Here is a 22,546-nt window from a genome sequence, read left to right as displayed (position 1 = left end):
CCGCCGCGAGCGGATAGCGCCGTGCCGCGCCCGCACGCCCCTCCACCCTTTCGGGCACGACGAGCCCTTCCTTCTCCCAGAAGCGCAGGGTCGAGGTCCGCACACCGAGCGCCCCGGCGAGCTCGCTGATCGTCATCGTGTCCTCGCTCCTCGGAGCTGACTCGGCGAAGGCCTCCTCCCGGATCGCCAGCAGCGCCTCCCGTGCCTCCAGAGCCTCCTGCCGTTCCCGGACCAGGCCGACGTGCAGGGAACTGAGAAGAGCCACCGCCTCGTCCCCCGGGAGGGTCCGGACCTCGCGCAGCGCACCGCGGGCACGTACCGGCCCGACCGCCAGGGCCAGGTCACGGTAGGCGCGGAGCACACGCACGTGGTCCCCGGTGAACATGCGGTAGCCGTTGGCCGCGCGGCGAGCGGGTGGAAGGGTTCCGCGAGCCTCGAGGTCGCGGACCTGCTGCACGGAGTATCCGGCGGCCGCAGCGACCGCCGATGTCGTCAGCTCTTCCCCGGGGCGGGGATCCGTGGGAGCCACCGGCCAACCCTCCACCAGCACTTCAACCGCACACTTCAACCATGAGTATGCAGCAACTCCTCGACACGGTCCGTTCCTTCGACGGTGTCCTCGAACTCGCCCCGACCGAAGGCAGCGCGTTCCCCGAGATCGCGTGGGGTGACCACTTCTTCTACTACGCACCCGACGGGCAGATCCCGGGCGGCCAGCCCTACGCCACGTTCGTGACCAAGGACTACCCCGGTGACGCAGGGTCCGGGTTGGACGCGCCGGGTCGGTGGCGCATCAACATCCATGTCGGCAAGAGGGCTGCCGCGGAGCTCGTCGCAGGCCCCGAGCAGGGTTGCGCACACGACTTCGGTGCGCAGGACGTCCTCCTGCCCCACCCGATCCACCAGGGCTGGATCGCGGTGGTCGACCCGGGTCCGGACACCACGCCGACCCTGCTGGAGCTGGTGCGCGGGGTCCACGAGGCGGCGAAGGCACGCGTCCGGCGCAGGACCGTATGAGCCGGCGGAGTGCCGCACACACGAACCGGCACCGGGGTCCCCCACGACGGACGCCGATGCCGGTGATCTGTGGAGCGGTCGGTCAGGCCGCGCCGACGTCGCGCCCCCCGGTGTGCCAGACGCAGACCACGGACGGGCGCGGGAAGTCGCCGTCGGGCCAGGTGCTGGTGGGCTCCTCGACGGTGCCGTTCTCACCCGGGTGCTGCGGTGCGAGGAAGGCGGTCTTGTTGTCCTCGGAGATGAGCGGGCCGCAGCACTCGGCCTCGACCGGGACGGTCGCGAAGGTGCGCAGCTCGCCGCGGAAGCGCCCCTCCACAGGGACGACGTGCAGGCCGTCGTTGATCTCCAGCGCCGAAGGCTGGCCGTCCGTGGCGATCCAGAGATTGCCGTCCTTGTCGAAGGTGACGTTGTCGGGTGCCGAGACCGGCATGACCTTCGACTTGTCGTAGCCGGCGAAGTAAGTGCTCTCGTCCTCGGGATCGCCGCACACGATCGGCACGTTCCAGGTGAAGGACTCCGCGCCGGCGTCCTCGCCGTCCTCGACGACCTCCAGGATGTGGCCGTGCTTGTTGGGGCCGCGCGGATTGGGCTCGTCGGCCTGGCCGGGCTCGCGGGCGTCGTTGTTGGTCAGGCAGCAGTAGACCTTGCCGGTGACCGGACTGGGCTCGAAGTCCTCGGGGCGGTCCATCTTGGTGGCCCCCACCGCGTCGGCGGCCGACCGGGTGTGGATGAGCACCTCCTCGAGGGTGAAGCCCTCCACGAAGCTCTCGGTGTTGCTGGCCAGCGGCACCCACTCGCCCTTGCCGTCGAACTCGCCGTCGCTGGGCAGGGTGCCGGTCCCGTCGATCTCCTCCTCGGGGCTGTTGCCGGACAGGCGGCCCACGTAGAGGGTCCCGGTGTCGAGCAGGCTCATGTTGTGCTTGCGCGAGCCCTTCACGTACTGCTTGGCGCTGACGAACTTGTAGATGTACTCGAAACGCTCGTCGTCACCCATGTAGACGGCCACGCGCCCGTCGGAGGTGATGGCGGTCGTGGCGCCCTCGTGCTTGAACCGGCCGAGCATGGTGCGCTTGGTCGGCTTGGACTCGGGGTCTGTGGGGTCGATCTCCACGACCCAGTAGAAGCGGTTGGCCTCGTTGGGGTGCTTGGCCAGGTCGAAGCGTTCCTCGACACGGTCGAAGCGGCGGCCCACGTAGGTGTCGCCCTCGACCTCGATGGAGTAGCGGGCCAGGGCCTCGCGTTCCTCCGCGGAGACCTGGTCGCCCCCGACGAAGTACTGGTCGCAGTTCTCCTCGCCGCTCAGGAAGGTGCCCCAGGGCGTGTACCCGCCGGCGCAGTTGTTGAGCGTGCCCAGGACCTCGTGGCCCTCCGGGTCGGCCTCTGTGCGCAGGAGCTCGTGTCCGGCGGCCGGTCCGGAGATCCGGAAAGGGGTGTTGCCGGTGATGCGGCGGTTGAAGGGCCGGTCGCCTCCGGCCAGGCGCCACTCGCCGGTGCCGCTCTGGCGCTCCAGTTCGAGGATCGACCCGCCGTGCGCGGCGATGGCGACCCTGATCTGCTCCGGGTCGGCGTCGTTGCCGTCGGTGTAACCGGCGAACATGAGCTCTTCGTTGGTGTACTCGTGGTTGACCCAGAGCAGACCGTGGTCGTCGTCGAGCTGGTGGAAGCCGACGTAGTCGCAGTTGTAGCCGAACTGCTGGGCCTGGGCCTCGGCGGTCTGGTTCTCGAAGTCGAACTCGGGGGCGCCGGGCAGCACCGGGTCACCCCACCTGATGATGACGTGGTGGTCGTAGCCGGTCGGGACCGTCACCGCGTCGTCGTTGTTGGGTTGGACGGCCTCGAACGTGGGCCGCGGCGAAGGGCCCCGCTCGTTCGCGGCGGCCGTCCCGGCCGAGGAGAGGCCCAGAGCGCCTGCACCCCCGGTGACGGCAGCGCCCTGCAGGGCGGTCCGGCGGGACAGCACCGCACGGAAGATGTCACCGAAGTAGGGGTTGTCACTCTTGTTGGGGGCGGGATGGAAACAGGCGTTGCCGCACCGGTACTGGCAAGTCTTGGGGGAACGGCCGCCCCCGACGTCTGCGAACAGGGGCAGCAGTCGGCGACGGGGCGCGGATTCGGGCACTCGTTCTCCTCGTGGATCGTGGCTCTCCACGCCCCGACCGGGTACGGGCTCCGGTGGGGCACGGAGGCTGACGGGCAGGGGGACCTCTGCCTGGCCGACTACGACCTTGGCCGAAGCTCCACTCGGTTCGGTGAAACCCGGGTGAACGCGGACACAACTCCCACACACGACTCGTGCTCATCACTCCGGACCGTTGCGAGCTCACGCACCGTAGGCCCCGGAGTGATCCTTGCCCAGCCCTCTGACCACTTCCAGAGGCCGCGCCCGGAGCCGCTTCAGGAACGTTCGGGCTCTCGCCCAGGGGCGGGCCCGCTCCACCGTTCCGGCGCCGACTCCGCTGCACCCCGCGGGAACGACCGCGGAGCCGCCGGCGACCGATCTTCCCGCAGGCCGACCCTGCCCCGGGACGGGGCGGAAGGCTCACACGAGGAGGTCGAGGGCCCCGTCGACGGCCATCTGGAGCCGGCGGCGCAGGTCGGCGCCGGCCGCGCGCGAGGTGCACACCTCGATGATGCGCAGTCCCTCGCCCATGAGCGCCTTGGACAGGTCCCCGGCCCACTCCAGGCGGGTGTAGGGCAGGTCGGCCACGGCGGCGATGCGTTCCATGGACAGCCCGTGCGGGGTTCCGAAGACCCGCTCGAAATCGGGGTGTCCCGCCTGTTCGAGACCGGAGAAGATACCACCGCCGTCGTTGTTCACGACCACGACGGCCAGATCGGGGCGGGGTTCGCCGGGACCGATCACGAGCCCGTTCTGGTCGTGGACCATCGCCAGATCGCCCAGGAGCGCGTAGGAGCGCCCCTCTCCCGCGCGCTCGTGGGCCAGGGCGGCGCCCACGGCTGTGGAGACGGTGCCGTCGATACCGCTGACCCCACGGTTGCCCACCAGGCGCAGACCGCAGCGGGCCGCCATGGTCGAGTCGAGGTCGCGGATGGGCATGCTGGAGCCGGCGAACAGCAGGGACCCCGGTGCGAGATGCGCAACCAGGTCGCGGGCCAGACGGGGTTCGCTGAGCGCTTCCTCGGCGTCCAGGACCCCGTCCACGGCTGCACGGGCGGCGTTCTCGGCCCGCTGCCACGAACGCGACCACGCGGTCCCGGCGGGGCCGTCCTGCTGCGCGCGGGTGGGCGGGGCCACGGCCGCGACCACGTCGGTGGCTGTGCGGGCCGGGTCGGAGAAGGAGTTGGCAAGGCGTGCGGAGGGGTCTCCGACCTCATCGGCAGTGACCACGACGTGCCGGCGTGCGCGCCGCAGGCAGGCCAGGACCTGCCGGGACAGGTTGGGTCGGCCCACGCTCACCACGAGGTCGGGCGTGTGCTCGGCGGCGAAGCGGGGCGAGGCCAGCAGCTGCCGGTAGGTGGAGACGGCGCCCGTGCGACGGGCGTTGGAGGTGGGTTCGGCCAGCAGCGGCCACCCGGTGAGCTCCGACAGCGCGAGGAAGGGGACGGGATCGTAGTCGCCGTCGCCGCACACGATGACGCCACGTTCGGTGTCGGGCAGTTCGAAGGGCGCGGGTTCGGGGGCGCGCTGCGGGCGGACCGTCCAAGGGCCCCCGCCGTCGCGCCCGCCCAGGGGTTCGGGCCACTCCGGCCCCTCGTCCTCGTCGGGGGTGAGCGGTTCGCGGAAGGCCACGTTGAGGTGCACGGGCCCGGGGCGGCCGCCTCGGGCCGAGGCCCAGGCACGCCCGGTCAGCGAACGCCAGTACGCGGCCGTGCCCGGGACCGGGTCGGGCGTACCGACCTCGGCGAACATGCGCACGGCGCCGCCGTACAGGCCGATCTGGTCGGCGGTCTGGTTGGCGCCTGTGCCGCGCAGTTCCGGGGGCCGGTCGGCGGTGAGCACCAGCAGCGGTACACCGGACTCGTCGGCCTCCATGACGGCCGGGTGGAAGTTGGCGGCGGCGGTGCCGGAGGTACAGACCACGGCCACGGGGGTGCGGGAGGCCCGCGCCAGCCCCAGGGCCAGGAACGAGGCCGAGCGCTCGTCGACACGCACGTGCACCCTGATGTCACCGTGGGCGACCAGGGCGAGCGCGAGCGGAGTCGAACGCGACCCGGGCGCGACGACGGCCTCGGTCAGGCCGCAGCGGGCCAGTTCGTCAACGAGGACCCGCGCCAGGGCGGTAGACGGATTCATCCACAACGCTTTCGTTCGTCAAGGTGTGTACCAATTGCCAGTCAACCCGCTCGTCGGGCCCGGCGCGAGCCGACCCGGCTGTGATCTGGTGCGGTCCCCGTTGTGGGGGCCGCCTCAGCGGTCCCGACCCGCCTTCCTGGCGGCTTCTGCCCGCTCACGCCAGCCGACCGGTCCGGTCTCGACCNGGGCACCGTCGACGGGCAGCAGCGGGTCGGCGGTGACGTCGCCGGTCAGCATCTGGACCGTCGCGAGCCCGCACGCGTAGGGCAGTTCGGGCAGGGCGGCGGCCAGAGCCACACCGGCAGCGATCCCGACGGAGGTCTCCACTGCGCTGGAGACGACCACGGGCAGCCCACAGGCCTCGGCGACCTCCAGGGCCGACCGGACCCCGCCCAGGGGCTGGACCTTGAGTACGACCACGTCGGCGGCCTCGGCCGCGCGGACCTTCAGGGGGTCCTCGGCCTTGCGGATCGACTCGTCGGCGGCCACGGGCACGTCGACGCGGCGGCGGACGCGGGCCAGGTCCTCCAGGCTCGCGCAAGGCTGCTCCGCGTACTCCAGGCCGAAGCGGTCGAGCTCGGTGATCATGGCGACTGCTGTGTCGGCGTCCCAGGCTCCGTTGGCGTCCACACGGATCCGGCCGCCCGGGCCGAGGGCGTCTCGTACGGCTTCGACACGGGCGAGGTCCTCGGCGGGGTCCTGGCCCTTCTCGGCGACCTTGACCTTGGCGGTGCAGCAGCCCCCGGACGCCACGATCTGCGCCGCGCGTTCGGGGCCGACGGCGGGCACGGTCACGTTGACCGGGACGCTCGCGCGCACCGGCTCGGGCCAACCGGTGTGGGCGGCCTCGACGCACGCCTGCCACCAGCGCGAACTCTCTCCGGGCCCGTACTCGGGGAAGGGGGAGAACTCACCCCAGCCGACGGGGCCGTGCACGAGGAGCCCCTCGCGCACGGTGATCCCTCGGAACCGGTTGCGCAGGCCGATCGCGTACGCACGTCCCCCGGAGGCGTCGGCCGCCGGGGGCGGGGCCGGGCGGCTCACGGTCGGCGCGGGAACTTGTCGAACTCGGGGCGTCGCTTCTCCTTGAACGCGTCGCGGCCCTCCTGGGCCTCCTCGCTCATGTAGTAGAGCATCGTGGCGTCACCGGCGAACTGCTGCATGCCCGCGGCTCCGTCGCTGACGGCGTTGATGGCGCCCTTGACCATGCGCAGGGCCAGCGGGGACTTGTCGAGCATCTCGCGCGCCCACTGGACCGTCTCCTTCTCGAGGTCGGCGAGCGGAACGACGGTGTTGACCATGCCCATCTCACGGGCCTCCTGCGCGTCGTACTGGCGGCACAGGTACCAGATCTCGCGGGCCTTCTTCAGTCCGACGGTCTCGGCGAGCAACCAGGAACCGTAACCGCCGTCGAAGGAGCCGACCTGGGGACCGGTCTGGCCGAAGCGGGCGTTGTCGGCGGCGATGGTGAGGTCNCCGATGGCCCAGCCGGCGACCATGCAGACGACCGGCTTGGGCAGGCGGCGGATCTGCACCTGCAGGTCGAGTACGTTGAGGCGGCCGATGCCCTGCTTGGCCACCGCGTCGTCGCCCATGTAGCCGTCGTCGCCGCGGATCTTCTGGTCGCCGCCGGAGCAGAACGCCTTCTCGCCGGCTCCGGTGAAGATGATCACACCGACCTCGGAGTCGTCGCGTGCGATGTTGAAGGCCTGCTGCAGCTCGAAGAGGGTCTGGGGCCGGAAGGCGTTGTGCCGCTCGGGGCGGTTGATCGTGATCTTGGCGATGCCCTCCGCGGTCTCGTAGATGATGTCGGAATACTCGCCCGACCGCTGCCAGTCGATCACGCTGCTCACGGCTACTGCCTTCTCCTCACGGGGACACTGGGGACGCGCGGTGCGCATCGGATGCACGGTACGCCCGAACGTCAACTTTACGCATTCTGCCAGCCCGTACGGGACTCCCCCGCGTCCGGCCCGCGACGGCACCGGAGACGAGCGCGGCCGGAGCGCACATACCCTGGCGTGCGTGGTTAGCCAGAGCTTCGAGCCGTCCCCTGCCCCTTCCCGCGCGTCCTCGGGAGGGCGCGCGCTGCGGGCGGCGGTGGGATTGTCCCCCGAGCGGGTCACCGCACTGTACGCGCGGGCGCTGGAGGGCGAGGGCCCGGCCCTGCTCCCCGTACCGGCCGGGACCCCCGACGCCCGGGCGCGCGAGCTGATCGTAGCCATGCGGCCCGCCTCGGTGCTGACCCCGGAGGGCGAGACCCCGTTGGAGGGCGGCGCCCCGGTCGGCGAGGACACCGCACTGGTGGTGACGACCTCCGGGTCGACCGGCGCTCCGAAGGGTGTGGAACTGTCCGCGGCCGCGCTGCTCGCGTCGGCCCGGGCGTCGGTGGAGCGTATCGGTGCCCGCCCCGGGGATTCCTGGCTGTGTGTACTGCCGGCCGGGCACATCTCGGGCCTGCAGGTCATCACCCGCGCGCTGGCGACGGGTGCCGATCCCGTGCACGCCGTTTTCGACACCGACCGGGTGGCCGAGATAGCCGAGCGCCTGACCCCGCACGTGTCGCTGGTCCCCACGCAGCTGCGCCGCCTGCTCGCGGCCGGGGCGGACGTGAGCCGCTTCCGCACGGTCCTGCTCGGCGGGGCCGCGGCCGAACCCGAGCTGTTGGAGCGCGCCCGCGGGGCCGGTGCCCGGGTCGTGACCACCTACGGCATGAGCGAGACCTGCGGCGGGTGTGTCTACGACGGCGTGCCCCTGGACGGGGTCGGCGCCGAGGTGGAGTCCGACGACCCGGGCGGCCCGGGACGGATCGTGCTCTCGGGGCCGGTCCTGGCGAGCAGGTACCGGTACCCGGCGGACGCCGAGCCGGGTGCCGACCCGTTCGGCCGCGACGCCGCCGGACAGCGTGTGCTGCGCACCCAGGACCTGGGCCGGTTCGAGGACGGGCACCTCCTTGTACTGGGCCGGGTCGACGAGGTCATCAACACCGGCGGACACAAGGTCGTACCCGGCCAGGTCAACACCCTGCTGAGCGCCCACCCCGCGGTGGCCGAGTCGGTCGTGGTGGGACGCCGCGACCCGGAATGGGGCGAGCGGGTGAGCGCAGTGGTCGTCCCGGCCGACCCCGGCGCCCCGCCGACCCTGGACCAGTTGCGGGCATGGGTGCGCGAACACCTGCCCTCGTACGCGGCCCCGCGCGAGCTCGACCTGCGCGCGTCGATCCCGCTCCTGGCCTCGGGCAAACCGGACCTCCGGGCCCTCCAGGAGGCCTGAGCGGCGTCCGGGGACGATCGGGGGACGAAGCGGCGTTTACCGGTGCGGTCCCAACCCGTGGGAGTCTGGGGCCGGAACCAGTGCGTGTGGACGTCGGCCCGGTCGGGGTGCACACGGAACGGGAGCACTCCGGCGGCGCGGTGATGCGGGCGTCCGGGGAACTTCCGGAGGCTTGTTCGCGTCTACCCGAGTATCCGGTCCTTCGGCCCCTCAGTCCCAAGGAGGCCCGCGGTTGGCTACTGCCATCGGCCCACCCGTCCGCGTCCCCGTGCGCTCCCCCGGGCCCGGGGGCACTCGGTCCTGCCGCGACCCCTCGAGGGCTGTTCCCTCTACCCGCTCCGGCGATCGAATGGCCACTGACGACACAGTGACTTATGCCACTCTCGCCGATATGCAATCGAGACAGGGAACATTTGACTCCCCGACACGTTGGACATATTGGCGCGTCCAGTCGGCGGGAACCCTCCGCCGCGTGCCAATCGCCGAGGAAGGGAGGGAGTTGCCCGGATGACAAGCACTGGCATGACCGCTTCGGAGGAGACGGACCACACGGACCACGAAGCGACGGCCGGCAGCGCTCCGACCGAGGAGATCACCGTCGACGCGGCCCTGACCGACCTGATCAACCGAGGCCGTGCACAGGGACAGGTGTACCTCTCCGAACTGCGCACAGCCTTCACAGCGGCCGGAGTATCCGCCTCCGAGGGCCGCACCATCCTGCGTGAACTCACCGAGAACGGGGTCCGCCTCTCCAAGAGCGGCGACGACTCCGCACTGGTGGCCGACCCTGACGCCGAGGACGACGTGCTGGAAGACACTCTGATGGCCACGGTGCTCGACACCGACGAGGCACCCCAGGCCGCATCCGGCAAGGTCGCGCCCCGCAAGGGCTCCTCCACACGGAGGAAGCCCCGTTCGCCGCGGCGCGCCAAGAAGGCCGAGAACACCCAGACCAACCCCGACCCGGACTCCGTTGAGGCCGACCTCGACGACCAGTCCCCTGCGATGGGCGACTCGGTCCACACCTACCTGAAGGCGATCGGTCGCCGTCAGCTGCTCACCGCCGAGCAGGAGGTCGACCTGGCCAAGCGTGTGGAGGCCGGGCTCTACGCCGAGTACCGCCTGGGCCAGCACGGCGAGATCGACGAGTCCTACGACCTGGCCCCGGTCGAGCGCGAGGAGCTCGAGTGGGTGGCCGAGGACGGGCGCACCGCCAAGTCGCACATGCTCGAGGCCAACCTGCGCCTGGTCGTGTCGGTGGCCAAGAAGTACAGCGACCGCGGGATGTCCCTGCTGGACGTGGTCCAGGAGGGCAACCTGGGGCTGATCCGTGCGGTCGAGAAGTTCGACTACACCAAGGGCTTCAAGTTCTCCACCTACGCCATGTGGTGGATCCGCCAGGCCATCCAGCGCGGTTTCGCCGACTCGGCGCGCACCATCCGCCTGCCCGTGCACGTGCTCGAGCTGCTCAGCAAGGTCAGCCGTCTCGAGCGCGACATGCACCAGGCGCTGGGCCGCGAGCCCACGCCCGAGGAGCTGGCACTGGAGCTGGACAAGACACCGACGCAGATCGAGGAACTGCTGCGCGTTACTCGCCAGCCCATCAGCCTCGACTCCACCATCGGCGAGGACGGCGAGACGCGTATCGGCGACCTCATCGAGGACGTGGACGCCTCGGAGGCCTCCGAGGTGGTCGACCGCCAGCTCATGGCCGACCAGCTGCGCAATGCGCTGTCGGACCTCGAGCCGCGCGAGGCGACGATCATGTCCCTGCGTTTCGGCCTCATGGACGGTCGTCCGCGCACGCTGGACGAGATCGGCAAGCACCTCGGGCTCACCCGTGAGCGCATCCGGCAGCTGGAGAAGCAGTCGCTGTCCAAGCTGCGGCACCCGAGCCGGGCCCAGCAGCTCCTGGACTTCGCGAGCTAGAGAGCCTGCGACCGCAGCACTACGTAGGGGTCGTCCCGTCGGGGACGGCCCCCACGTGTGTCAGGGCCCGTCAACCGCCACCGCCCCCGAACGACGCCGTCAGTGCAGTGGCCGACCCGGGCGACGGACGGCGCCCACCGGCCGCACCGGCCCCAGGGGTCCCCTGACTCTTCCCTGATCCGCGCCGCGATCGGGGCTCCGACCCACGGTGCGGTGCGACCATTGAGGGCATGGACGACCACTCCTCCACACAGCGCAGGGACGAACTCGCCGCGGCCCTGCGGGCCGGCCGCGAGCTGGGACCCGAGTACGACGAGGCCCTGGCGGCATCCGTGGTCGAGAACGTGGACTCCACGATCGACGAGAAGGTGCGCCGCCAGGTGGAGGTGCAGTTGCGCAAGGACCGGCCCAAGGTCGGGGTGCCCTCCAACACCGTGCGGCTCGTGCTGTCGCTGGTGACGCTGGGACTGAGCGTTCCGATCACCGCGATCGTGGTGACCCTGGGGCCGCCGGACGTACTGCCACTGGTGTGGCTCGGGATGATCGCCTTCTACATCGTCTCCGTTCTGGGGCTGCGCCGCTGAGCCATGGGCCCGGAACGACGCCGAGGCAGTGGGATCCCGCAGGACCCCGCCCCCTCGTTCGTGTGCCGCGGCCGCTGACTCAGCAGGCGTCCAGGACGGCCTCCTCGGTCTCGGCCATCCGGTCGGCGCCCTCGGCGACCAACGACGGGTCCTGCTCGTCGATGCCGTCGAGGAGGTAGGCGACGGCTTCGGTGCGCTCGAAGGCGGTCTCCTGCTTGTTCCCGCTCAGATTCTCCTCGAGCACGACCATGTCCTCGTAGTGCACATCCAGGATGTCGAGGTGCTGTTCCTGGGGTTCGATGCCGTCCTCGACGTAGTCCTGGTACACGCCCTGGGCGGCCATCCCGATCTCACCGATCTCGGTCTCGACGTTCTGGCACGCCGACCGTGCTTCGGCGTTCGTGCAGGAGGTCAGCGCCAGTGGGAGCGCCACCACCGCGACGAGGGCGAGGGGGCGCCGGGGAAGGCGAAGGTGCGACACGTGGGGTGCTCTTTCCGGACGGGTCTGGGGTACAACGCGGGGGATTTCGCCGGGGGATGCGCCCCGCGGGGGTGTGCGGGGCGGGAAGCAGTGCGGAGTCAGAACAACAAGGCGAAGAACATGATCACCAGAGCGACCATGCCGATGAACAGGGCCGCGACCCAGCCGATGACGGCGCCGATGGGGTTGCGGCGCGGCGGGTGGGGATGGCCGCCGTGGTAGTAGGGGTCGTGGTGGTAGTGGCGCCGACGGCCCCACCCGTAACCGCCCCCCTGGCCGCCGTACCAGCGGCGCCGGGGCCGTGCCGGAACGGGGCCGCGGGCCACCCCGGGACCTCCGGCGCGGCTGCCGGGCGTGCNGGGGACGTGCGGCGGCGAGGGGCGCCACCGCTGCGGGAAGCCCCGCCGATCCCGGACGAACCTCCGCCGCCGAAGGACTTGCCGCCGCCTCCGCGGCCACCGAAGGACCGGCCGGCGCGGGAGATCCCGCCGCTGCGCCGCGAACCTCCGCTCCTGCGCGAACCGCCGCCGCGCCGTCCCCCTCCTCTGGATCCTCCGCCTCTCCTGGCCATGGGCACCTCCCTGGGGTCGCGTACGTGCCGCGCACGGGAAGGCGGCACGGGTCGACCTTAGCGGGAGATCAGCGCACCTCAGACGCCGAGCAGGGGGCGGGGCCGCTTCCGGACACGATGCAACCGGACGGGCGCGGGATCCGTCGTTGTCCCAGGCCCAGGGGCGGTTACACGCAGTTCCGGCTCAGCTCTCCAGGGCAGCGCGCAGGATGCGGACGGCCTCCTCCTCGTCGAGGCCGACCCGCTGGATGACCTCGGCGTAAGCACGGGCCGCTTCCAGGGCCTCGGCCCGCTGGTCGTCCCCGGAGGCCGCGACGAAGGTGCCCGAGCGGCCCCGGGTCTCCACGACCCCGGCCTGTTCGAGCTCCCGGTAGGCACGGGCGACCGTGTTGACGGCCACCGACAGCTGTTCGGCCAGCGCCCGCACCGTCGGTAGTCGGTACCCCACGGGGAGCTCCCCGTTGGCCGCGGCGATCGCGACGATCGCCCGGATCTGCTCGTAGGGCGGAACCTTCGACGTTGGATCAATGCGGATGAAATCCGCCATCTCCTACCGCGCTCCCCACAGGGGCCCGTGGCCCCGTCCCCGTCGACTGCGGGGGTCTGTCCTGCTCCGGTCGAGACCCAAACTACCCCGTGCCGCGCGCCGGTGTGTTCCCGTTCCGGGGGGAACGCGCGGTACCCCGGTGCTCGGACGGTCCGGTCGCAGGAGAGGGGGCCGGGACTCGGGGAAGTCCACGGACAGGACGGAGAACGGCTCTCCGGTCACGCTGTGGGGAGAACGGGGACGCGGTCGTGCTTCCCGAGGGGCTGCCCCCGGGGACGCCCGACGAACACCGCGGCCCGGGGAGGCCGGATGGCGTTCTGCGGGGCGGCCCGGGACATCTCGACCGGTCCTTCCGTTTCATCCGGTTCCTTCGACGTCAGCTCCCGGTGGCCCCTTCGCGTGCACGCCCCTGACGGCCCGGGGCATGGTGCCGGGGAGATGGTCCTGTGCACAGGCCAACCGCGGCCACGGCGCGCCGCCCGGCACCGGCGCGACCTGCCCGGAGCCCGATCATCGCGCTCGGTGCGACCGGGACGGGGCAGGATGGGCTCCAGTTCCGCACACCGGGTGGTCTCCGACCGGAGGAGGATCGTGCTCACACTCCGACGACTCATGATCAGTGCCACGTCCCGCCTGGCCGCATCGCTTTCCATCGGGGTGGCCGGCGGACTCCTGGCGGGCGTCTGGGCCCAGACCGCCCACGGCGCGCTGGTCGGGATCGCGGGTACGGCGGCGGTGTTCGCGGTCAGTGGGGCAGCTGTCCTGTGGCCCATGGACGCGGAGTCCACGCGCGAGGAATCCTTGCGGGAGACCTTCGGACCCGTCCTCGACGAGCTCAGTGTCACCGTGGCAGGGCTGTGCGGGATCGGCGTGACCGTCGCGATGCTGGTCCTGGGAGGGACGGATGCGGGCTACGTGCCGGCCCTCGTCGCTCTGATGAGCGTGTTCATGCTCTGGTCCGGGCTGCACCTCATGTACGCCACCCACTACGCATACCTGTACTACGACCGGGACCACCGGAGCGGGATCGACTTCGCCATCGACACAGCACCGTCCTTCCGGGAGTTCATCTATTTCAGCTTCTCCATCGGCATCAGTTCCGGAATCCCCGGTGGGATGTCCGTGACGGACCCAGGGACCATGTCCGTGGTGTTCCGCCACGGACTGCTCTCGTATGTTTTCCGAACGGTGATCATGGCAGTGGCGATCAACCTCGTGGTGGGGGTTTTCACCGGCTGAGCCGGTCGGAGCGGATCCGGTCAATCACCGGAGAACCTCCGCATGAGGACGCGGTGGATCAGCGCGCACACCGTCAGCAGCACCGCGCCGGCCAGCACCGGGGTGAACAGATATCCCCAGCCCCCGTGGGTCAGCATGATCGCGATGGGCGTCGCGCCCGCGGGCGGGTGCACGATCCGCAGTGCGGCCATCGCAGCCATCGCGGCGCCCACCGAGAGCCCGAGGCTCCACCACTCGACCGGCATGAGCGTGTGCACGACCAAGCCGCAGAGGGCGGAGACGAAGTGGCCCCCGATGACGCCCACGGGCTGCGAGAGCGGCCCGTCGGGAAGCAGGAAGACCAGGACGCACGAGGAGCCGAACGCCGCGACGAGGACGGGTGTTCCCGCGACGTCACCGGTCAGGCCCAGCACCCCGATCGTCATCGCCCCGGCCAGCGAGGCCGCGGTGATGACGTGCCAGGGTGGCCGTTGCTGCGGGGAGGCTGTGCCGCGTCTGACGAGCGCGGCCCACCGGCCGAGCACTGCGCGCAAGCCGGCGGCCGACCGTTCGGAACTGTTCACCAGCGCTCCAGGGGTCCTCGGTTCTCTCTGGCTCTGTCGGGGCGGGAAGGGCGGGGCTCCGACTCGGCCGTGCCGTCGGAACCGGCGCGGGGAGGGCGGGCCCACGGACCCGCCCACCCCGCCCATCGCCGGTCCGGCCCGTGCCCGCCGCGGATCCCTGAGGGCCGTCGCCTCAGGACTGTTCGGCGTAGGAGTGAGCGCCGGTGCCCGCGTAGGAGCCGCCCTCGACGATGAGGTATTCGGGGCGGATCGGGTTGCCGGCGAACCAGTCCTCGAGGATCTCCCGGGCCCCTGCCGCGTAGCGCGCCTGTCCGGACAGCGATGTGCCGGAGGTGTGGGTGGTCATGGCGTTGTTCGGCATCGTCCGCCACGGGTGGTCGGCCGGCGCGGGCTGCGGGTCCCAGACGTCGCCGGCGTACCCGGCCAGCTGACCGGACTCGAGCGCGCGCACGACCGCGTCCCGGTCTGCGATGGCCCCCCGGGCGGGGTTGACGATGTAGGAACCGCGCGGCATCGTCGCCAGGAGCTCGTCGTCGAGCAGGCCCTGGGTCTGCGCGGTGAGTGGAGCGTGCACGGTGAGCACGTCGACCTCGGCCACGAGGTCCTCGATGCTCTCGTAGTAGGTGAGGCCGTACCGCTCCTCGTACTCCGCGGGCAGTCGGAAGCGGTCGGCGTAGCTCAGCTGCACGCCGAACGGTGCAAGGCGCTCGATCACCGCACGGCCGATGCGTCCCGCTGCGAAGACTCCCACGCGCATGCCCTCGAGGTCGTAGGACCGCTCGACGGCGTCGGCGATGTTCCAGCCGCCCTCGGCCGCGATCCGGTGCTGCTTCACGAAGTCGCGCACCAGAACGAGAACCTGCATGACGGTGTGTTCGGCGACGCTGATGCTGTTACTGTAGGTGACCTCCGCAACGGTGATCCCGCGTGCGTTGGCCGCGTCGAGATCGGTGTGGTCGGACCCGATACCGGCGGTGACGACCAGGTGCAGATTCTTTGCCTTTTCGATCCTCTCGGGCGTGAGATAAGCGGGCCAGAAAGGCTGGGAGACCACGATGTCGGCGTCGGGAAGTTCGCGCTCGAGAACAGATTCGGATCCCTCCTTGTCGCTGGTGACCACGACGGTGTGCCCCTCGGACTCCAGCCATTCCTTGAGGCCGAGCGCGCCGGACACGGACCCGAGCAGCTCACCCGAGGTGAAACCGAGGCCCTTGGGCGTGGGCAGTGTGGCTCCGCCCGGGTACGCGGAGACCTCGGGGACACTGTCCCGCGCATACTCCGGCGGAAACCCGGAAACAGGGTCCGGGTACAGGACGAGAACAATTTTTGCCATGATTCCCTCCAACAGGGACTGAGCTTTCGAATGGGATTTCCCTTTCACGTTAGCTCCGCTTCCCCGAGCCCACCACGAACGTGTGATTGCCATGCCACAAGCCGTGGTTGTGCGTAAAATGGAAAGGTGTTCAGCGATCAGATGCCGGATCTGCGCGCCCTCGAACTCCTGGAGGCGATCGGGCGCACGGGATCCATCACCCTCGCCGCCGGGGAACTCGGGGTGACCCAGCAGGCGGCCTCACTGCGGCTGCGCAGGCTCGAACAGCATCTGGGGCGGTCGCTCGTGGTGCGCGCGTCCCGGTCCTCGCAGCTCACCGAGGACGGGACCGCCCTGCTCGGGCTCGCCCGGGGTGTGCTGGAAGCGGCAACCGAGTTGGACGCGGCTCTGGAGACGATGCTCGCGGCGCAGGACCAGCTCAGTGTCGCCTCCAGTCTCACGGTCGCCGAGTACCTCCTGCCGCAGTGGATCGGCGCCTACATCGGCAACGGCAACGATCCGCGGAGCGTGCGGTCGCGTGCGACGAACACCCGCGAGGTCGTCCGGCTCGTCGCCGATGCCGAGGTCGACATCGGATTCGTCGAAGGGAACGAGCCTCCGCCCGGTCTGCGCTACACGTTCGTCGCCTCGGACGAGCTCGCGGTGTACGTCTCCCCCGCACACCCCTGGGCCAGGACGCGGCGCATCAGCCCGTGGACCCTGGCCAAGACACCGCTGGTCACTCGGGAGGAGGGGTCGGGCTGTCGCTCGGTCGTCCAGGCGGCACTCCTGGAACACGGCGTCGAACGGTCGAGCCTCTCGGAGCCCGCGCTCGAGTTCTCGAGCAACATCTCGGTGCTGGAATCCGCAGCCGCCGATGTGGCCCCGGCGGTCATCAGCAGGCTCCCGGCCGCATGGTACCTCGAACAGGACCGGCTGGTGCGCGTGCACGTCCGCCAGGTCGAGTTCCGGCGGCAGTTCGGCGCGGTCTGGCGCCAGGGGCAGGTCCCGCCCACCCACGCAGCGCAGGAGTTGCTCAGGGCCGCCCTCGGCGGGTGAGCGAGTTGTCGTCTCTCATGCAACTGCTCCCCGGTGGACGGGACGGATCCCGCCGTCCGGCTTCCGGGGAGCAGTCCAGTGCAGACCCGTCGGGGTCAGAACGTGCGCCGGGGGATGCGCTGGACGCCGTGGAGGCGGTGGTCCTCGCGTGCGGTGAGCAGTTCCTCGGCCTCCTCCGTGGCACGGCGTACGGCCGGGGTGGCCAGACGCTTGCGGCGGTGGATGCGGTCGGTGTAGCCCTTGGGGCCCACGAGGGTGCGTTCCTTGGCGTAGGCGGCCCGCATCGCCTCGGTCAGGGCGGTGTCGAGTTCCAGGCCGTGGCGGCGCACCTCCTCGTCGGGGGCGTTCTGTTCACGGGCGGCCTCCAGCGCGCTCTGGGCCCGGGAGACCGAGCGGAGCAGGTCGGGCAGCCGGTCGGCCCGTTCCTGGTCCTCGGCCAGGCGCTGCATCGCCTGTTCCCTGCCCTGCTTGACCGGTGACATCTGTGTCCTCCGTTGCCCGAGTGTTGTCGGTCACAGTCACTCTAGCCCCACGGCCGGCGGGCCCGGCGACGGCGGTGGGGCGATCAGGCGGACCAGGAGGCGACGACGGTGGTCCACCGGTCGGCGTCCTCGCTGCGGCCCGCCACAATGGGGACATGACGTCCATGGTCGGCGCCCCGCCGCACTCCCCCGCGCCACGACGGCCTCCGCCCCGCTGGGAGACCCGGAGCCGGCCGTGCGGCTGTTCACCGAACACGGGTCGGCGCGTCCTCCACACGCTGCGCCGCCGAACGTGTCGGTATGTGCCGGACCCCGCTCCCTCACTGTTCCGGTACCGACGGTCCGATCCTCGAAGCACTGCTCGTGAGCGCCGTCGAGGGCATGCCGTGACCGGCGCGTCGCACCGTCCCGGGCCACCCCGAGCTGCCAGTTTCGTCGGGCAGACCCCGAAAGGAAGACCGTGAGCAGGAACTACGCCGGACTCAGCCGTGAGCGCATCCTCATCGAGGCGCTGCACATCATCGCCGGACGAGGCCTGGGCGGGCTGTCCATGCGCCGCCTGGGCGATGCCCTGGAGGTGGAGGCGATGGCGATCTACCACCACTTCCCCCTCGGCAAGGAGCAGTTGTTCACCTCCATCGCCGCCTACGTCGCCTCTCCCCCGCCCACCGGCGCCGCCTTCCACGACGAGGTGGGCGAGGAGGGCGAGGAACAGACGGAGGTCGAGGAACGGGCGGTGGCCGACCAGCGCCCCTGGGACCAGCGCCTGACCTCGTGGGCCGAGGCCTACCGCGAACGCCTGCTGACCTACTCGGGTGCGCTGTCGCTACTGGCGCACCGGGCGCCGCGCACCCCCAACAGCGCGACGACGTGGGCACTGATGCGGCACGCCTTCGACGAGGCGGGGCTGTCGGGCGAGGAGATCGAGATGGCGGCCGACGCCCTGCACGCGTACTGCATCGGGTCGGTGGTGCACCAGGTGCGCCACTCCGACGAGGACGGCGAGGAGGCCCTGGACGCGGCTGCGTGGGCGGCGCGGTTCCGGTTCGGGCTGCGTTCCCTGCTGCGGGGGCTGGCGCCCTGACGCCCGTGGACCGCGGCCGCGCGGCCGCGGCCTCAGGCGCCGACGGGACCGGCCCCGGCCACCCGTTCGGCCCTCAGGCGGCGGGCCTCGTCCGGGTCGAGCACGGGTGCGGCGGTGAGCAGTTCCCGGGTGTACTCGCTCCGCGGGTTCTCGTAGACGGTGTCGCTGTCGCCGATCTCCACGATCTCGCCCTCGCGCATCACGGCCACCCGGTCGCTGACCTGGCGCACGACTGCCAGGTCGTGGGCGACGAAAATGTAGGTCAGCCCGAAATCGTCCTGCAGTTCCGACAGCAGCCGCAGTACCTGGTCCTGGGTGGACACGTCCAGCGCCGAGACCGGCTCGTCGCAGATGATCAGTTTCGGCTTGAGGATCAGCGCCCGCGCGATCGCGATGCGCTGGCGCTGTCCGCCCGAGAAGGCGTGCGGGAACCGGTTGTAGTGGTCGGGTTGCAGGCCGACGCGGTCGAGGAGCTCCCGGACGCGCGTGCGGATGGTGGTCCGGTCGCGTTCGCCCTGGACCCTGAGCGCAGTACCGATGGCGTCGCCCACGGTGACCCGGGGGTTGAGCGAGGAGTAGGGGTTCTGGAAGACCATCTGGATGTCGCGCCGCAGCGGACGCAGCGCCCGCTCCGACAGGTGCGTGATGTCGCGGCCCTCGAACTCCACGGTGCCCTCGGTCGGTTCCAGCAGCCGCATCACCATCCGGGACAGCGTGCTCTTGCCCGACCCCGACTCCCCGACCAGGCCCAGGGTCTGTCCGGGGTGGAGGTCGAAGCTCACACCCTTGACCGCCCAGAAGTCGCTGGAACGCCCCCACAGGCCGCCGCGCACCTTGAAGNCGCCCCGGTCCCGGGTCGGGGCATCCGGTCCGGAGACGGCTGCCACCTCGGTCCCGGAGCCCGGTTCCGGGGCGGGTTCTCCCTCGGCCGTCGGGGTGTGCCCGAAGGCCGTGGCCCCGGCGGGCGGCGGTACGGGGGCGGTGCGGGCCCCGTTGCCGGGTGCAGTTCCACCCGCGGCGGCGTCGTCCCCGGTTCCGGGCGCGGTGCCTCCGTAGGTACGGTCGGCGCGGTCCTGGGCACGCCGCTGGGCGCGGGAGACCTCCACCCGCGGAACCGCGTCCAACAGCGCGCGAGTGTAGGCGTGCTGCGGCTCGGCCAGCACCCGGCGCACGTCCCCGTGCTCGACCGCTTCGCCGTGGCGCATCACCACGACCTCGTCCACCGAACCGGCCACCACGGCCAGGTCGTGCGAGACCAGGATCAACGCCATGCCCAGCTCACTGCGCAAGCTGTCCAACAGGTCGAGCACCTGGGCCTGCACCGTCACGTCCAACGCCGTGGTCGGCTCGTCGGCCAGCAGCACCTTCGGATCGCACATCAGTCCCATCGCGATCACCACGCGCTGGCGCATACCCCCCGAGAACTCGTGCGGGTAGGAGTTGATGCGCTTGGCCGGCTCCGGGATCCCCACCCGCTCCAACGACTCCACCGCCCTGGCGCGGGCGTCCGCACGGGAGACCTCGGAGCGGTGCACGCGCAGGGCCTCCACCAGCTGGTTGCCGACGGTGAACTGCGGGTGCAGCGACTGCATGGGGTCCTGGAAGACCATCGCGATGTCGTTGCCCCGCATCGCCCGCAACTGCTTGTCACTGGCGGTGTTGACGTCCTGGCCCGCCACCTCGATCGAACCGGAGATCTCCGCCCGGGTCCCCCGGTGCAGACCCATCATCGCCAGCGAGGTCACGCTCTTGCCCGACCCCGACTCACCCACGATGCCCAGGCCGCCGCCGACCGGGACCTCGAAGGACAGGCCCTCCACCGCCCGGACCTGCCCGTCCAGGGTCGGGAATTTCACCCGCAGGTCGTCGACACGGACGACGGGGGCGTCAGCGGGGTCCGATCTGTTCATGGTGGGCCTCTCTGGTGGTTGCCGGTCAGCCGTGGACGCGCACTCGGGGGTCGATCAACGGGTAGAGGAGGTCGACGATCAGGTTGCTGACCACGATGAAGAAGGCGCCGAACAGGGTCACGCCGAGGATCACCGGAAGATCGCTCTGGGTGATGGCCTGCACGGCGTAGCGGCCGATCCCGTTCAGGGAGAAGACCTGTTCGGTCAGTACGGCGCCGCCCAGCACCAGGCCCAGGTCGAGGCCGAAGATGGTCACGATCGGGGTGAGGGTCGGCCTCAGGGCGTGTTTGAGCACGACCCTGCGTTCACTCAGCCCCTTGGCGCGCGCGGTGCGGATGTAGTCCTCGCTGAGCGTCTCGAGCATGCCCGCCCTGGTCTGGCGTGCATACATCGCCGCGTGCAGGAACGCCAGGGTCAGCCAGGGCAGCACCATGCCTTCGGCCCAGCCCAGGGGGTTCTCGCTGAAGGGCACGTAGATCGGGGTGGCGAAGAGCCCCCAGGAGTGCACGAGGAAGGCCAGCGAGAGCAGACCGGTGAAGAAGATCGGCAGGGAGACCCCGGCCAGGGCCACGGCCATCGCGGTCCGGTCGAAGATGCTGCCCTTCCACACCGCGGAGACCACGCCGACGGCGATCCCGCCCACGAGCCAGATGATGCCGGCCCCGACCGCGAGCGAGACCGTCACCGGCAGGCGCGCGACGATCTCGGGGAAGACCTCCTGGTAGGTCTGGAACGAGAACCCGAAGCAGGGTGCGGAGCACTGGACCGTGTCCCGCCCGAACTGGTACTCGGCCCCGAACAGGATGCCGCGCACGAACTCGTAGAACTGCACGGCGATGGGCTGGTCGAGCCCCAGGCGGTCGATGGTGGCCTGGATCGCCTCGGGGGTGGGCGCGCGCCCGACGTACATCGTGGCCAGCTGTTCGGTGGTGCGCCCGGCCAAGCGGGGCACCACGTAGAAGATGGCGAAGGTGACCATGGTGACCACGGCCAACAGCAGCAGACCGGCGCCGAGGCGGCGCAGGATGTAGGTCAGCACGGCGCGCTTTCTCTCTCGGGTGCCGGAGGGGGCGGGGCCCGCCCGCGACGCGGCCCCTCCACCACCAGAACGTAACGCAGAGTATTTACTCGATCACGAGCACGCGCCGCTTCGCTCCCCCCGCGCGTACGTGTGCCGAGGTTTTGCACCTGGCCACCTGGTGATTGGTCGGGCCTGTCCCACACTGGGGCAGGAAGGGGTGATACCGATGGCCAACCCCGTCTGGACCGGGACGCTGAGCTTCGGGCTGGTCAGCATGGGGGCCCGGCTGTACTCCGCGAGGGAGCGGCACGGCCCCACGACGCACCAGTTCGTCAAGGGCACCTCCGACCGGGTGCGGTACAAGCGGGTCAACGAGAGCACCGGTGAGCCCGTGTCCCAGGACGACATCGTCAAGGGGGCCCAGTACGGGTCGGACCGGGACTCCTACGTCGTCCTCGAGCCCGAGGAGCTCGAACGCATCCAACCGGTGCGCTCCAAGACCCTCGAGGTGGAGGGGTTCGTCGAGACGGCGAGCATCGACCCGCTCTGGTACGCCTCGACCTACTACGTCGGCCCGGACAAGGGTGCGGCCAAGCCCTACCGACTGTTGTGCCGGGCGCTGACCGAGTCCGGGCGCGCCGGGCTGGGGCGAATGGTGATGCGCGGCCGTGAGCACCTGGTGCTGATCACCCCGCAGCAGGGGGTACTGACCGCGTCCACTCTGTACTGGCCCGACGAGATCCGCGAACCCGAGGATGTGATGCGCCCGCCGTCGGGGGAGGTCGAGGACAAGGATCTGGAGCTGGCCGAGCAGCTCATCGAGGCGATGGCCGCCGACTGGGAACCCTCCCAGTACACCGACGAGTACGAGCGCCGTCTCGAGGAGCTCATCGAGGCCAAGGCCAAGGGCAGCACGATCAGTTACGAGCCCGAGGAGCCCGAGGAGCAGGGCAAGGTCGTGGCCCTGGACGACGCACTGCGGCGGTCGCTGCAGGAACGGCGCGGCAGCAAGGGCGGCGGCAAGAAGTCCGGGGGTTCACAGCGCGCGCCCGCCCCGCGGCGTTCGCAGGAGCAGTCCTCGGGCAAGAGCAGCGCCCCGGAGCAGAGGAGCGCCCCGACGAAGAAGGAACTCATGGCGCGGGCCAAGGAGCTCGGTGTCGAGGGCCGTTCGAAGATGAGCCGGGACGAGCTCGCCGAGGCCGTGGACCGCGCAGGCTGA

Annotated in this window: 21 protein-coding genes; 8 read left to right on the top strand and 13 right to left on the bottom strand. The window is 70.9% G+C overall.

All coding sequences use genetic code 11. From position 1 onward, the window contains the following. Positions 1-529 (bottom strand): MerR family transcriptional regulator (locus D474_RS0109905; protein WP_040703269.1); only part of this gene is annotated, 529 nt, incomplete at its 3' end. A 41-nt stretch (positions 530-570) separates the two neighbouring features. On the opposite strand from D474_RS0109905, the gene D474_RS0109900 reads away from it, so the two are divergent. Continuing rightward, the gene (locus tag D474_RS0109900) at positions 571-1,017 is read left to right on the top strand and encodes a DUF6194 family protein (protein ID WP_040703260.1); all 447 of its coding nucleotides are present in this window, start codon (positions 571-573) and stop codon (positions 1,015-1,017) included. 82 nt (positions 1,018-1,099) lie between these two features. Here D474_RS0109900 and D474_RS0109895 read toward each other — a convergent pair whose 3' ends face one another. The 4 genes from D474_RS0109895 to menB all read right to left on the bottom strand — a co-directional run bounded on the left by D474_RS0109895 (position 1,100) and on the right by menB (position 7,125). Beyond that, the gene (locus tag D474_RS0109895; protein WP_017613425.1) at positions 1,100-3,136 is read right to left on the bottom strand and encodes a PhoX family protein; all 2,037 of its coding nucleotides are present in this window, start codon (positions 3,134-3,136) and stop codon (positions 1,100-1,102) included. Between the two features lie 420 nt (positions 3,137-3,556). Next, a complete protein-coding gene (menD, locus tag D474_RS0109890) occupies positions 3,557-5,272 on the bottom strand; it encodes a 2-succinyl-5-enolpyruvyl-6-hydroxy-3-cyclohexene-1-carboxylic-acid synthase (RefSeq protein ID WP_017613424.1) in 1,716 nt (571 codons plus the stop codon). Between the two features lie 114 nt (positions 5,273-5,386). Beyond that, positions 5,387-6,316: an o-succinylbenzoate synthase gene (locus tag D474_RS0109885; RefSeq protein WP_017613423.1), complete on the bottom strand. Its 930-nt coding sequence runs from the start codon at positions 6,314-6,316 to the stop codon at positions 5,387-5,389. Then, positions 6,313-7,125: a 1,4-dihydroxy-2-naphthoyl-CoA synthase gene (menB, locus tag D474_RS0109880; protein WP_017613422.1), complete on the bottom strand. Its 813-nt coding sequence runs from the start codon at positions 7,123-7,125 to the stop codon at positions 6,313-6,315. The genes D474_RS0109885 and menB overlap by 4 nt, the downstream gene beginning before the upstream one ends. A gap of 253 nt (positions 7,126-7,378) precedes the next feature. Here menB and D474_RS0109875 point away from each other — a divergent pair, with 253 nt between their 5' ends. From D474_RS0109875 to D474_RS0109865, 3 genes are all read left to right on the top strand, one after another. Then, entirely contained in the window at positions 7,379-8,545 is a 1,167-nt protein-coding gene (locus tag D474_RS0109875; RefSeq protein WP_017613421.1) for an AMP-binding protein, read from the top strand. 507 nt (positions 8,546-9,052) lie between these two features. Further along, on the top strand, positions 9,053-10,474 hold the full coding sequence (locus D474_RS0109870; RefSeq protein WP_026118342.1) for an RNA polymerase sigma factor: 1,422 nt from the start codon (positions 9,053-9,055) through the stop codon (positions 10,472-10,474). Positions 10,475-10,704: 230 nt separating this feature from the next. Continuing rightward, a complete protein-coding gene (locus tag D474_RS0109865; protein ID WP_017613419.1) occupies positions 10,705-11,058 on the top strand; it encodes a hypothetical protein in 354 nt (117 codons plus the stop codon). A 79-nt stretch (positions 11,059-11,137) separates the two neighbouring features. On the opposite strand, the gene D474_RS0109860 is transcribed toward D474_RS0109865, so the two are convergent. From D474_RS0109860 to D474_RS0109850, 3 genes are all read right to left on the bottom strand, one after another. After that, on the bottom strand, positions 11,138-11,539 hold the full coding sequence (locus D474_RS0109860) for a hypothetical protein (protein ID WP_017613418.1): 402 nt from the start codon (positions 11,537-11,539) through the stop codon (positions 11,138-11,140). 98 nt (positions 11,540-11,637) lie between these two features. Continuing rightward, positions 11,638-11,865: a hypothetical protein gene (locus D474_RS0109855; RefSeq protein ID WP_017613417.1), complete on the bottom strand. Its 228-nt coding sequence runs from the start codon at positions 11,863-11,865 to the stop codon at positions 11,638-11,640. Positions 11,866-12,294: 429 nt separating this feature from the next. After that, positions 12,295-12,657: a GntR family transcriptional regulator gene (locus tag D474_RS0109850; RefSeq protein WP_017613416.1), complete on the bottom strand. Its 363-nt coding sequence runs from the start codon at positions 12,655-12,657 to the stop codon at positions 12,295-12,297. 543 nt (positions 12,658-13,200) lie between these two features. On the opposite strand from D474_RS0109850, the gene D474_RS0109845 reads away from it, so the two are divergent. Beyond that, positions 13,201-13,896: a DUF1345 domain-containing protein gene (locus D474_RS0109845; protein ID WP_204367110.1), complete on the top strand. Its 696-nt coding sequence runs from the start codon at positions 13,201-13,203 to the stop codon at positions 13,894-13,896. Positions 13,897-13,916: 20 nt separating this feature from the next. On the opposite strand, the gene D474_RS0109840 is transcribed toward D474_RS0109845, so the two are convergent. Then, positions 13,917-14,459, bottom strand: coding sequence for an HPP family protein (locus tag D474_RS0109840; RefSeq protein WP_017613414.1), 543 nt, complete (start codon positions 14,457-14,459; stop codon positions 13,917-13,919). Between the two features lie 172 nt (positions 14,460-14,631). Then, positions 14,632-15,792: an NAD-dependent formate dehydrogenase gene (locus D474_RS0109835; RefSeq protein ID WP_026118340.1), complete on the bottom strand. Its 1,161-nt coding sequence runs from the start codon at positions 15,790-15,792 to the stop codon at positions 14,632-14,634. A gap of 126 nt (positions 15,793-15,918) precedes the next feature. Between D474_RS0109835 and D474_RS0109830 the strand changes: the two genes are divergently transcribed. Continuing rightward, positions 15,919-16,830, top strand: coding sequence for a LysR family transcriptional regulator (locus D474_RS0109830; RefSeq protein WP_017613412.1), 912 nt, complete (start codon positions 15,919-15,921; stop codon positions 16,828-16,830). Between the two features lie 95 nt (positions 16,831-16,925). Here the strand turns inward: D474_RS0109830 and D474_RS0109825 are convergent, their stop codons facing one another. Beyond that, entirely contained in the window at positions 16,926-17,312 is a 387-nt protein-coding gene (locus D474_RS0109825; RefSeq protein ID WP_017613411.1) for a hypothetical protein, read from the bottom strand. Positions 17,313-17,772: 460 nt separating this feature from the next. On the opposite strand from D474_RS0109825, the gene D474_RS0109820 reads away from it, so the two are divergent. After that, the gene (locus D474_RS0109820; protein WP_017613410.1) at positions 17,773-18,396 is read left to right on the top strand and encodes a TetR/AcrR family transcriptional regulator; all 624 of its coding nucleotides are present in this window, start codon (positions 17,773-17,775) and stop codon (positions 18,394-18,396) included. Between the two features lie 32 nt (positions 18,397-18,428). Here D474_RS0109820 and D474_RS0109815 read toward each other — a convergent pair whose 3' ends face one another. Then, the gene (locus D474_RS0109815; RefSeq protein ID WP_017613409.1) at positions 18,429-20,306 is read right to left on the bottom strand and encodes an ABC transporter ATP-binding protein; all 1,878 of its coding nucleotides are present in this window, start codon (positions 20,304-20,306) and stop codon (positions 18,429-18,431) included. A gap of 25 nt (positions 20,307-20,331) precedes the next feature. Then, positions 20,332-21,345 (bottom strand): ABC transporter permease, encoded by a 1,014-nt coding sequence (locus D474_RS0109810; RefSeq protein WP_017613408.1) that lies wholly within the window; start codon positions 21,343-21,345, stop codon positions 20,332-20,334. Positions 21,346-21,553: 208 nt separating this feature from the next. Between D474_RS0109810 and ku the strand changes: the two genes are divergently transcribed. Continuing rightward, positions 21,554-22,546 carry a non-homologous end joining protein Ku gene (gene ku, locus D474_RS0109805; RefSeq protein ID WP_017613407.1) on the top strand — a complete coding sequence of 331 codons (993 nt, stop codon included), beginning with the start codon at positions 21,554-21,556 and terminating at the stop codon, positions 22,544-22,546.

The sequence above is a fragment of the Nocardiopsis salina YIM 90010 genome (assembly GCF_000341025.1).
Classification (GTDB): Bacteria; Actinomycetota; Actinomycetes; order Streptosporangiales; family Streptosporangiaceae; genus Nocardiopsis; species Nocardiopsis salina.
The sequence above is the reverse complement of the archived record's forward strand: the minus strand, read 5'-3'. Positions and strand labels throughout refer to the sequence as shown.